General features: G+C 60.6%; 9 protein-coding genes. 4 read left to right on the top strand and 5 right to left on the bottom strand.

Features of this window, described 5'->3' with window-relative positions; all coding sequences use genetic code 11:
• Positions 1-245: 245 nt before the first annotated feature.
• Positions 246-743 carry a hypothetical protein gene (locus VGG64_22130; protein HEY1602316.1) on the bottom strand — a complete coding sequence of 166 codons (498 nt, stop codon included), beginning with the start codon at positions 741-743 and terminating at the stop codon, positions 246-248.
• 266 nt (positions 744-1,009) lie between these two features.
• Between VGG64_22130 and VGG64_22125 the strand changes: the two genes are divergently transcribed.
• The gene (locus VGG64_22125) at positions 1,010-2,884 is read left to right on the top strand and encodes an amidohydrolase family protein (protein HEY1602315.1); all 1,875 of its coding nucleotides are present in this window, start codon (positions 1,010-1,012) and stop codon (positions 2,882-2,884) included.
• A gap of 138 nt (positions 2,885-3,022) precedes the next feature.
• On the opposite strand, the gene VGG64_22120 is transcribed toward VGG64_22125, so the two are convergent.
• Positions 3,023-4,099: a sialidase family protein gene (locus VGG64_22120; GenBank protein ID HEY1602314.1), complete on the bottom strand. Its 1,077-nt coding sequence runs from the start codon at positions 4,097-4,099 to the stop codon at positions 3,023-3,025.
• A 233-nt stretch (positions 4,100-4,332) separates the two neighbouring features.
• Here VGG64_22120 and proB point away from each other — a divergent pair, with 233 nt between their 5' ends.
• On the top strand, positions 4,333-5,487 hold the full coding sequence (gene proB / locus VGG64_22115) for a glutamate 5-kinase (GenBank protein HEY1602313.1): 1,155 nt from the start codon (positions 4,333-4,335) through the stop codon (positions 5,485-5,487).
• A gap of 187 nt (positions 5,488-5,674) precedes the next feature.
• Complete coding sequence (gene nagB / locus VGG64_22110) at positions 5,675-7,573, top strand: glucosamine-6-phosphate deaminase (GenBank protein HEY1602312.1); 1,899 nt, start codon at positions 5,675-5,677, stop codon at positions 7,571-7,573.
• A 29-nt stretch (positions 7,574-7,602) separates the two neighbouring features.
• On the opposite strand, the gene VGG64_22105 is transcribed toward nagB, so the two are convergent.
• Complete coding sequence (locus VGG64_22105) at positions 7,603-8,595, bottom strand: prenyltransferase/squalene oxidase repeat-containing protein (protein ID HEY1602311.1); 993 nt, start codon at positions 8,593-8,595, stop codon at positions 7,603-7,605.
• A gap of 235 nt (positions 8,596-8,830) precedes the next feature.
• On the opposite strand from VGG64_22105, the gene lexA reads away from it, so the two are divergent.
• A complete protein-coding gene (lexA, locus tag VGG64_22100) occupies positions 8,831-9,436 on the top strand; it encodes a transcriptional repressor LexA (GenBank protein ID HEY1602310.1) in 606 nt (201 codons plus the stop codon).
• Positions 9,437-9,505: 69 nt separating this feature from the next.
• Here lexA and VGG64_22095 read toward each other — a convergent pair whose 3' ends face one another.
• Both VGG64_22095 and VGG64_22090 read right to left on the bottom strand, forming a co-directional pair.
• Positions 9,506-9,700: a hypothetical protein gene (locus VGG64_22095; GenBank protein ID HEY1602309.1), complete on the bottom strand. Its 195-nt coding sequence runs from the start codon at positions 9,698-9,700 to the stop codon at positions 9,506-9,508.
• Between the two features lie 234 nt (positions 9,701-9,934).
• Positions 9,935-10,528: a methylated-DNA--[protein]-cysteine S-methyltransferase gene (locus tag VGG64_22090; protein ID HEY1602308.1), complete on the bottom strand. Its 594-nt coding sequence runs from the start codon at positions 10,526-10,528 to the stop codon at positions 9,935-9,937.
• Positions 10,529-10,765 lie beyond the last annotated feature (237 nt).

Genomic DNA, 10,765 nt, shown 5'->3' with positions numbered 1-10,765 from the left:
CAATCGTCGCCACGGTCACGGCGCACAACAGGCCAAGCAACCCGCGCATGGGTAGATTCCTTTCCACCGATTAATCCGCACAGCGATGTCAGACGAAACGCCGCGAGCGCGCGGCAGGGGCGCCGCACGAATCGCGGACTGTTATCCGAGGACCGGGAATAGGCGAAGAGATGAGCGCACCGGCCGGCAACGACACCGAGGCATCGTTCTAGAGCCAGCCGGGCAGGTAGGTTAGCGATTTTCGCCTATCTGTCCAGGCCGATTCGCCCCTCGCTGCTAGCAGAGGCGTACTTGCTGTTCGAGACATCCTGCGGCACGGGGCGTCCGTCAGCCAATCGTTCGGGCCGCTCAGCCTCGGGAAGTACGTAAGGGTTCTTGATGATCACCGGCTTGGATACCGTCTGGGCCGACGCCGCACGATTGACAGTCTGTCGTCGCGGCGGGACATAGGGAGTCGACTGCATGCCGATACGTTCCGGGGTCTGGGCAAAGCCAGGATAGGCGAACGGGCTGAACCCGTAGGGACGCGGCGTAACGTGACTGTAATAGACGGGCGGGAAGATCGAGAAATAGGGTGGTGGTTCGAGCGTGTAGGCACCGTTGGCGAAGCCGCCGCCCCCCCAGCCAAATCCACCACCGTACCCAAATCCGCCGCCGAAGCCCCATTGAGCCTGCGCGGTCGTATTGATGCCCAGCACTAACACAAAAACGCCCAATACGCCGCCGATTCGCTGCAAGCTCATGACCGATTACCTCGCGTGATGTACGTCGCGGTGGGCCAGGACATGGCCCGTGCCTCTATCATCCAAGCTAATTGGGGTGTTTGACTGATACAACCGTCCCAGGCAGCAATTTGGGTTCCCATGGATATTGCCCGACCAACGGGCCTGGTGCCAGCCCGGCGATTACCTGATGCCAATGGCCCCACAAACTCGACATGCCGCCCCGGCGGGCCTAACGTGGGGCCTGTTACCGCACGACCCGAGAGACCTGCGAGCGGGAGAGCATCATGCCCTGGCACGAACGGCGCATCTTTGGACAAGCCCCCCTACCCTGCCCTGCTGCCGTCGCCACAGAAGCTTTACATTGCGCCGGAAGCGCTATTTTGGCGATGGTCATTTTGCTCTCGGCTACGGCTGCACGCGGCGACGAGGCAGAAGACATTCGCGAACTCAAGCTGCGAGATTGGCAACCTCGCAGCATGTTGGTCACGCCGGCAACCGAGCTTGCCAAGCCGAAATTCCCCGCGATCGACGTGCATAATCATCTTGGTGCTGGCAAAGCACAACTTACGCCCGAGCGTGTGGCCGCTTACCTGACCGAGATGAACGAAGCCGGCGTGCGAACGGTCGTGAACCTCGATGGCGGCTGGGGCGATCGGCTTGCCGAGACATTGGCCGCCCTCGACCAGGCCCATCCGGATCGATTCCTGACGTTCGCGCAGATCAACTTCGACGGCATCGACGACGACGCCTGGAGCGCGCGCGAAACAGCCCGGCTAGAAGAAAGCTTTCGCCAGGGCGCCAAGGGACTGAAGATCCACAAATCGCTCGGGCTCGGCATCCGCTACAAGGACGGACGCCTGATGCCGGTAGACGATCCCAAGCTCGACGCGCTGTGGGCCCTTTGCGGCAAGCACGGTAAGCCCGTGATGATTCATACGGCCGATCCGGCAGCCTTCTTCACACCGCTGGATCGTCACAACGAGCGTTGGCACGAGTTGAACGAACATCCGCAATGGCTGTTCTATGGCAATGGATTCCCCACGCGCGAAGAATTGCTCGGCCAATATCTGCGGGTCGTGGGGCGGCATCCACAGACCACGTTCATTGGCGCACACTTCGGCAACAACGCCGAGGATCTGGCGGCTGTCGGTAAATCGCTCGACGAGCATCCGAACTTGTATGTCGATATCGACGCGCGCATCTCTGAGCTGGGACGGGCACCCTATTCTGCCCGCAAATTCTTCATTAAGTACCAGGATCGTATCATGTTCGGCACCGATACGACGCCGCGTCGTGACGCGTTTCGGATTTACTACCGTTTCCTGGAAACCGAAGACGAGTATTTTGATTGCGCGGCGAGTCATCACCTGCAAGGATTTTGGAGAATATACGGGATGTCTCTACCCGACGACGTGCTGGCCAAGATTTACGCCAAGAATGCCGAACGCGTGCTATTGGCCCAACAGCAGCCCGCAAAGACAGAAGTCGCCAGGCCCGCGGCAGGCGACACGCCAACGTTACGCGTGCCGCGAACAACGGATTTCACGATTCGAGGCGACGGCAGCGCTCCGGAATGGAACAAAGCTGCTTGGGAGCCCTTGTCACGGCGTGGGACTGCGGGGGCCGACTACCAAACGCGCATCAAGGTGCTGTACTCAGAGACGGGTCTGTACGTGCTGATGGATGGCGCGGACAAGAAACTCACCGCCACGATGACCGAGGATTTTCTCGATCTCTGGAATGAGGACGTCTTCGAGTTTTTCCTTTGGCCTGACGAACGGCAGACGATCTACTTCGAGTACGAGATCTCACCGCTGGGCTTTGAACTGCCGATCCTAGTCCCGAATATCGACGGCAAGTTTCTTGGCTGGCGCCCCTGGCACTACGAGGGGAAGCGAAAGATTCGAAAAGCCACAACGATCACTGGCGGCCCCAAACAATCGGGCGCCAAGATCGCAGGCTGGCAGGCCGAGATCTTCATGCCGTTCGAATTGCTCGAACCATTAGCTGGCGTCCCGCCCAAGCCGGGCATGCGGTGGCGCGCCAATTTCTACCGCATGGACTACGACGAAGGTCGCACCAGCAGCTGGGATTGGGCCCGCGTGGGCCCCAGCTTTCACGAGTTCCGCAAGTTCGGAACGCTCGAGTTCGGCGAATAATTCGCAGACACAAAAGACGACAACCACGAATCACACGAATTGCACGATTGAATTGCGGGACACGAAAACATATTCGTGTCATTCGTGGTTAGAACTCTTTGGGTCTTGTTTTTCAGAGATCGCCCGTCGTGCGGCCGTCTATTTTTTGGTGATGGCGGATTCTTCGAACACCGCGTGGTTGATCACGCTGCGCGCTTCCGAAGTGTAGATCAGGTGAATCTTGCCGTCGGCCGATTGGATCACGTAGGGATAGGCATACGAGTTTTTGCCGGTGGCCACGTTGCGGCGAAAAGGATACGTCTTGTCCTGGTCGGTCGAAATAGCCACGGTCAGTGGCGTGCGGTCGTTCATGTTGTCGTTATAGACCAACAGCAAGTGGCCATTCTTGAGCTTAAGAAAATCGACCGCGGCGTTGGGATTCGGAAATGCCGAGTCGCGTCCCTCGCTCCAGGTAAGTCCGCCATCGTGCGATTCGCTGCGGACCACAAAGCCATCGGTCGTGGGCTCGTAGCTGCCGCCGCGCCGGCAATAGGCGATCAAGTCTTTATCGTTGATCTGCACGGCCGCGGGCTGAATATTGCCCATTCGCGAGCTGATCCTGCTGCTCTCGGTCCATTTCTTGGTTTTCGGATTGAAGCGCAAAAAGAGCGAAGTGCTGTCGTCGCCGACCTTCTCCTGGTCGAAGCCTGTTTCGCGGTAGACCGGCAGCAGGTAATCGCCGTCGGCCAAAACTATCGGCCGATTGCGGACCATCATCCCTTCTTCCAGCGCGATCATGAACGAGTCGCTCCAGGTCTCGGCCCCGTCGTGCGAGATCTTGGCCTTGATACGCGAAGTGCTCCAGGTATCGCCGAATCGGCATACGTAGAACAGCCACACCAGCCCATCGGGCGCCTGCCAGATGACGGCATTTCCATCAGATTGAAACGGCGTGTCAGCAATAACCTTGGGGGTGGACCATCTCGTCTCCCCTTTCTTCAAGCGCATGCCGTAGTCGGCCGTCTGCTCGGCGTATTCGCCATCGCCGCCGTAATAGGCGATGTACAGGTCGCCGTTGTTCAACTCCTCGATCGACGCGGGATGCTTGTACCGGCCTGGCACTTCGGGTCCCACGACGCGCTCGATTTTAATATCGTCAGCGGCGGCCGAGGCGAGCGCAGCAAAGCCAAGTACTATCAAAACGGCGGACGCCCCTATTGCAAAACAGGTCTTCATCGCAATGGCTCTCGGTGGGAACGAAAGGGAGGCCGCCCTGGATCATCTAAACAGTGAACGGGCGGAGAGGGTAAGTTGTCCCACGATTGTAATCGGTGCCGTGCCCTTCGGGCAGTGACCCCGCGGGCCGGTATTGGTACAGTTTGAAGGTGATTCGTTTACGGTGTATCGCCGGCCTCGATCCGCTTCCACGCTAGTTGGATGCGTCTTGTCTTTAGAAAGCTGTCTTCCGCATGACGGACCTTTTGCGTCAAGAAATTGCCACCGCGGCCGATGTGGTCGTCGTCAAGGTTGGCACACGGGTGCTGACGGCTGCCGATGGCACGCTCGACGAGGGGCGCATTGCCGCCCTGGCCGAGGAGATCCACCAGCTGCTCGAGGCCGGTCGCAAGGTGGCCCTGGTCAGTTCGGGCGCGGTGGGCGCTGGCATGGGTCGCATCGGCATGCGCGAAAGGCCGCGCGACCTGGCGCAGTTGCAGGCCGTGGCCGCCATGGGGCAAAGCTATCTGGTGCAGGTTTACGACCGCACGCTGCGGGCCCACGGTCGGCACGCCGCCCAACTGCTGCTGACGGCTAACGACCTGGATGATCGCACCCGCTATCTCAATGTGCGCAACACGATACTCACCCTGTTCGAATTGGGCGCGGTGCCGATCATCAATGAAAACGACACCGTCAGCGTCGAGGAGCTACAGACCACGTTCGGCGACAACGACCGCTTGGCGGCGATGGTCACGAACTTGATCCGCGCCCCACTATTGATTCTGCTTTCCGACGTCGACGGGCTTTATGACGGAGATCCGCGCGCGCCCGGATCGAAACTAATCTCGACCGTCACGCGGCTCGATGATTCTGTGCTGGCGCTAGTGCGCGATGTGAAGACCGGCCTGAGCAAAGGGGGCATGGCCAGCAAGATCGCCGCGGCACGCATGGCCACGATCTCGGGTGAGAATGTCGTGATCGCCAGCGGACGGCAGCCAGGCAACTTGGCGCGGATTCTGGCGGGCGAAGAGGTGGGCACACTATTCGTGGCCCAGGGGCAAACCATCGCCTCGCGCAAGCGCTGGATCGGCTTCACCGCCCAGCCGCGCGGCCACCTGGTGCTCGACGATGGTGCCCGCCGTGCTATCGAGAAGCAGGGGCGCAGTCTATTGGCCATCGGTGTCGTCGCAGCAGTCGGGAATTTCAAAAAGGGAGATATCGTTTCGCTACGCGACGCCGCAGGCACGGAGTTCGCCCGCGGTTTGACGAACTACACGGCCGAAGAGGTCGCGCGAATCAAGGGGCTGAAGACGGACGCGATTGCCCCCGTCCTGGGGCATTGCCCCTACCAGGAAGTGATCCACCGCGACAATATCGCCGTCACGACAACCGGGAATGAATCCTGATCGCGCCGCGGCAAGCGCGATTCCGGCCGTAAAAAAGCGGGCGGTTCTCGCTCCGAGGGCCCCAGCGGCAGGGCCCATTTGGAGTATCCCTGTGAGGCATTTTTGGGCATACTAAATGGTTCAGTCAGGCCGAGGTGCCGGCCGCGACGACCAAACTGATTCATCCCTCTTGCTGCATCCCCCGTTGATGGCCACCACCCTCCCCTTCACGGCGACTCCTGCGGCACGGCGTGTGCCCGGCGCCCAGATCCCCTGCTATATTTTCGACTCGAACCGTGAGCTTGCCCGGCATGTGGCCCAGACCATTGCCGGCGTGATCCGCGAGCGAAACTCCTTTGGCCAGATGGCCGTGCTGGGGCTGCCGACCGGCTCGACGCCGCTGGGTATCTATCGCGAGCTGATTCGTCTGCACCGTGAAGAGGGATTGGACTTCTCCGGAGTGACGACGTTCAACCTCGACGAATACTACGGCCTGCAACCGGACCAACTGCAGAGCTATCACCGTTGGATGCACGACAACTTCCTGAGGCATGTGAACGTCTCGCCCGAGAACGTGCACATCCCCGACGGCACCGTGCCGCTGGACGACGTCGACGATTATTGCCGCCGTTACGAGGCCTCGATCGAGCGGGCGGGCGGGATCGACGTGCAATTGCTCGGCATCGGTCGCAATGGCCACATCGGCTTCAACGAGCCATTCAGCCTGCGCCACAGCCGCATGCGATTGGCCACGCTTGACCCCATTACGCGCAAAGACGCGGCCAGCGACTTTTTCAGCGAGGACAACGTACCAACGCAAGCGCTGACGATGGGGCTGGGGACGATTCTCGATGCCCGCAAGATCTTGTTAGTGGCCCTCGGCGAACACAAAGCCACGATCATCCGCGAGGCGGTCGAAGAGCCACAGACCGAGCGCGTGCCGGCGAGCCTGCTGCGCGATCACGCCGATGCCACCGTGCTCGTCGACGAAGCCGCGGCCGGTCAGCTGACCGGCATCGCCACGCCCTGGCTGCTCGGTCCGCTGGACTGGACCGAGCCGATGATCAAGCGGGCCGTGCTGTGGCTCTCGCAGCGAACCGGCAAGGCACTACTAAAGCTCGACGATCAGGACTTCCGCGATCACAATTTGCACCGCTTGCTACGGCATCACGGCCCAGCCCAAAGCCTGTCGCACCGTGTCTTTCGCTGGCTGATGGATACGATCGAGTATCATCCGGCCGGCCGCGAAACCAAGCGTGTCATCTGCTTTAGCCCTCACCCTGACGACGACGTGATTAGCATGGGGGGCTCGTTGATCCGCCTGGTGCAGGATCAGCACGAAGTCCACGTGGCCTATATGACCAGCGGCAACATCGCCGTGTTCGACCACGACGCGCAGCGAATTGCCGACCTGGTGGTCGAATTCAATCGCCGTTTCGGCATTGATGTGGATCGTTCGCAAGAAGTTGAAACGCAGGTGAATCAGGCTCTGGCATCTAAAGGGCCGGGCGACCCCGATATCGAGACCGTGCTGCGCATTAAGGCATTGATCCGCTGGAGCGAAGCCAAGGCCGGTGCCCTGGTTTGTGGCTGCCGCGAAGAGCATCTGCACTTTCTCGATTTGCCGTTTTATCGGACCGGCACGATCGCCAAGAACCCGGTCGGCGACGAGGACGTGCGGATCATTCGCGAGTTGCTCGACCGCGTGCAACCGCACCAGGTCTATATCGCCGGGGATTTGTCGGACCCGCACGGCACTCACCGCGTGTGTGCCGAGGCCATCATTCGCACGCTCAAACAAATCGAAGCGGAAAAGGGCTCGCGTCCCGAAGCGCTTCTCTATCGCGGCGCTTGGCAGGAGTGGCCGCCTCACGAGATCGACATCGCGGTCCCCTTGAGCCCGCGCGATTTGAAGCAAAAAAAGGCGGCCATCTTCCGTCACGAGTCGCAGAAGGACTCGGCCCTCTTTCCTGGCCCCGACGTCCGCGAATTCTGGCAACGGGCCGAAGATCGCAACCGCAACACGGCCGATGTCTACAACCAGCTCGGCCTGCCCGAGTTCTACGCACTGGAAGGTTTTGTGCGCTGGAACGGCGAAGCGTTGTAGCAAAAGCGACCGAGGCAAATGCGATCGCCCTAACGACTACGGGCCAATCCCATTACAGCCCAGGCGCTCCCGGCGCCGACAATCGGGATGAGACTGTCTGATCCTGCGCCGCCCGGCTTCGTGGGCCGCGAGATCATTGGCCACGAGCCGTCTTCGCGCTGCGTCTTGGCCAGAAAGTCCTGAGCGCGATCGACGGCAGGATTTCCAGACCCGAGTCCCGCATGGGCCAAAGCATACAGAGCTTGCCCAGTTGCCCAGGCGTCGCTCGGCATTTCTGCCGTCTGACTCCAGCCGCCGTCTGCATTCTGTCGCTCGAGGACGCGGGCCAGTAGTGGCTGCCATTGTTCGGCCGGGCGTCCGAGCCGCTGCCACAAAACCAGGCGCAACGCAATCGATTGCGGATCATCGTCGGTCTTCGTATCGGTAAGCCACTGCACACCCCGGTCGCGCGCTGCGAGCGCTGTATCATCGCCAGCCGTCGCCGCTGGCAACAACGCCAGCACCGCGACCAACGTAGCGCGCTCGTCCGAGTTTCCAAAGATCGGCTGCCGTGTATCGGGCCAGGAGGCCCAAGCGCCGCTTTCGACCTGGTCTTCTTTCACGGTGGTCAAGAGCCGCTTCATGCCTTCGCGCGACAGATCATCCGGCTCTGGGTCCGCACCCAGGGCGAGCGCCAAAGAGATTGCCTTTTCGTTCAGCGCCTTGGGGATCCCTGCCGGCCTGGGGACGCCCGTCTTGCCGTCTCCGGACTCGGCAATCCACTTGGTCAGTTCGTTCAGAACCGGTTCGTCTACCGCATGGCCGCGGCGGCGGGCCTCGCGCATCGACCAAACCACCAGGCTGGCATGATGGCAGGAAACACACTTGTGCTCATCGCGCCAGGCCAGCGCATCCTTGACGAGGAAGGCGAGTCCACGGTCGATCGTGGCGTCGGCCGAGGATGACTGCGGAACCGATTCTTCGGCGTGTACGATCCCGAATGAGGCGCACAGGATCAGCGTGGCCGCAGTCATCTTTCGCATCGCAGATCCCCCCTTTACCGTGGCAGGAAGTCGACCGTCACCAATAAACGGAGGACCCATTCGGCGCCGTCAGTATACCCAGCCGAGATTCCAGGGCTCGAATTAAGAAACGCCCTCAACTTCTCTCCGTTCGCGCGCCGATGTGTACAAACGCTATTGACTCTGTACACACGTATATTATATTTACTGGACAGACACTTACGTCACACCACCCCCGCGGGGTCCAGTTTTAGTCATGGCCAATCTCGAGCGACTGACCAAGCGGCAGCGTGACGTGTACCAATTTATTCGCGAGAAAATTCGCAACCGGGGCTATGGCCCGACGGTACGTGAGATTGGTTCAAACTTTCAGATCAGCTCTCCCAATGGCGTTATGTGCCACTTGAAGGCCCTGGAGAAAAAGGGGCTGATCAACCGCGAGCCGAATATGTCGCGGGCAATCATGCTGGCGACCGAAACGCCCGAAGGGGGTGGTGGTTTGCCCCTAGCCGGTCGCATTGCCGCGGGCCGGTTGCACGAGGCAGTCGAGCAGGACGAGCGGATTGATTTCGGCAAGATTTTTGGCGCGGATGATCAATTCGTCCTGGAAGTACGTGGCGACTCGATGATCGAAGATCAGATCGCCGACGGCGACTATGTGGTTATCCGCAAGCAGGACACGGCCCAGCGCGGCCAGATCGTCGTAGCACTTACCGACGAAAACGAGGCCACGCTTAAGCGCTGGTTTCCCGAAGCGAATCGCATCCGCTTAGAACCGGCCAATTCTTCGATGGAGCCGATCTACGTCAAGAACGCCCGCGTGCTCGGCGTGGTTGTCGGCGTGGTGCGCAAGGTGGGCTAGGCTGCTAAATCGATGCTGCAATATCGGTTCGGCGTCGGCCGACGTGCGATCTGCTCTTCCCGTGCGGCGCTACTGCGCGGCTGGGGACTCGGATAGATCGCTGCGGTTGAGCTGTTGTTGCCAATAGTCGTACTGCGGATCGCCCGCCCGAAATGCAAAAACGGCGTCGGGCAAATCAGCGGCAAAAGTGCCATTCGATGGCACGCGCACCACAACCGCGCCATCGTTGCGGCGTTCAACCTGCCAATTGGGGGCAACAAACATCGCGACCAGACTCCAACCAGAATGCCGCCGGAGCGGCGTCTAATAAGGCAGGATACGTAGGCGGGCAGCAAAAAACTCGCAGCGGGTGGGCTCACTTCCGGCACTTCAAGCTTAGGTCATTCTCGCCGATTCTGCCTTCGGATTCCAGTCCGGTATCGCCAGGAATTGGCATGGTTTTTCAGAGTTTCTTGACCTCAAGGGTGGGCCAGTCGTCGCCCACGGGCCAGGATCGCGCTACCGCTTGGCGGGTACACGTTTGGCCGGCTTACGCGTACTCTTCTTCTGCCCGCCGGAGCGGCGCTTTTTACCGGCGGCCTCGAGGGCCAGCAAGCGTGCCTTGATGTCCAAGCCTAGCGGATGCGAGTATCCACCAATGCGGCCCGCCGCCCCCAGCACGCGGTGACAGGGAATGATCAACGACACGGGATTGGTTTTCATCACGGTTCCCACAGCGCGTGCGGCGCCGGGCGAGCCGGCGGCAGCAGCCAACTGCGCATATGTCGCCGTACTGCCGCATGGAATGCGACGGCAGGCGGCAATCACCCGACGCTGAAACAGCGTGCGCGGTTCCACCTGCAACTTCACATCTCGAAAATCGTCATTGCCCTGCCGCGCGTAGGCTTGCAGTCGTGCGATTAGCCGCGGATTCCAATTCGCCACGCGCAGAGCGGATGCGTCGATTAGACCGAGCGCCCCGACGGCTGCCTCGGGGGACGAGTATCCATAGACTAACCGTCGGACGGTCTCTCCCGAACCCAGGACTGCCATCCAACCAAGCTCGCTGGGGAAAAGCGCGAGGGCGTCGTCGCGTGCCGCGGTCTTTTTCATGGCCGTTATTCCCTGGTTCTGGGATGCCACGTTCTGGCAGAAATCCGCGGCTTATTCCTGAGCCGAGAGATCTTAGTCGTCGCTTGCCCGGGGCGACGGTTTCTGGCGGACACCACCGTAAGGATGCCACCCAGCATCCCCGCCTTTGACAGTCTGAACGGGGGCATTTTATACTGCTAGCTGGTGGCAACAAGCATGGCAATCAGGCCCGCGCGGTTGCCCTTTCGAAAGTACGAA

It is taken from the genome of Pirellulales bacterium (assembly GCA_036490175.1).
Classification (GTDB): Bacteria; Planctomycetota; Planctomycetia; order Pirellulales; family JACPPG01; genus JACPPG01.
This window is presented reverse-complemented; position numbering and strand designations above follow the sequence as displayed.

Bases quoted from the DNA above. Each gene is read 5' to 3' on its own strand.
- lexA (HEY1602310.1), top strand. From the start codon at position 8,831: ATGGCCAATCTCGAGCGACTGACCAAGCGGCAGCGTGACGTGTACCAA.
- VGG64_22120 (HEY1602314.1), bottom strand. From the start codon at position 4,099: ATGAAGACCTGTTTTGCAATAGGGGCGTCCGCCGTTTTGATAGTACTT.
- VGG64_22130 (HEY1602316.1), bottom strand. From the start codon at position 743: ATGAGCTTGCAGCGAATCGGCGGCGTATTGGGCGTTTTTGTGTTAGTG.
- VGG64_22125 (HEY1602315.1), top strand. From the start codon at position 1,010: ATGCCCTGGCACGAACGGCGCATCTTTGGACAAGCCCCCCTACCCTGC.
- nagB (HEY1602312.1), top strand. From the start codon at position 5,675: ATGGCCACCACCCTCCCCTTCACGGCGACTCCTGCGGCACGGCGTGTG.
- VGG64_22105 (HEY1602311.1), bottom strand. From the start codon at position 8,595: ATGCGAAAGATGACTGCGGCCACGCTGATCCTGTGCGCCTCATTCGGG.
- VGG64_22090 (HEY1602308.1), bottom strand. From the start codon at position 10,528: ATGAAAAAGACCGCGGCACGCGACGACGCCCTCGCGCTTTTCCCCAGC.
- VGG64_22095 (HEY1602309.1), bottom strand. From the start codon at position 9,700: ATGTTTGTTGCCCCCAATTGGCAGGTTGAACGCCGCAACGATGGCGCG.
- proB (HEY1602313.1), top strand. From the start codon at position 4,333: ATGACGGACCTTTTGCGTCAAGAAATTGCCACCGCGGCCGATGTGGTC.